The following is a 368-nucleotide window of genomic DNA, read 5'->3' on the forward strand; positions in this document are numbered from 1 at the left end:
TTCGCCGAGCTCGATGCGGAAGCCGCGGACCTTCACCTGGAAGTCGATGCGGCCGAGGTACTCGAGGCGGCCGTCGTGGAGGAAACGGACGCGGTCGCCGGTGCGGTACATGCGGCTGCCGGGCGGGCCGAAGGGGACGGGGATGAAGCGCTCTGCGGTGAGCTCGGGGCGCAGCAGGTAGCCACGCGCCTGGCCCTCGCCCGCGAGGAAGAGCTCGCCCGCGACGCCGATGGGGACGGGGAGCAGGGAGGGGTCGAGGACGTAGGCGCGGGTGTTGGAGAGGGGCCTGCCGATGAGAGGCGTCTCGTCGCGAGAGACGAGGGAGAAGGTGGAGTAGGTGGTGTCCTCGGAGGGCCCGTAGAGGTTGA

General features: G+C 70.7%; 1 protein-coding gene. It reads right to left on the reverse strand.

What is annotated here, in order from left to right; genetic code table 11:
• Positions 1 to 368, reverse strand: a 368-nt coding sequence (locus JGU66_36470) for an AMP-binding protein (GenBank protein MBJ6766272.1), incomplete at both ends; no start/stop codon positions are given.

It is taken from the genome of Myxococcaceae bacterium JPH2, assembly GCA_016458225.1.
Lineage (GTDB): Bacteria > Myxococcota > Myxococcia > Myxococcales > Myxococcaceae > Citreicoccus.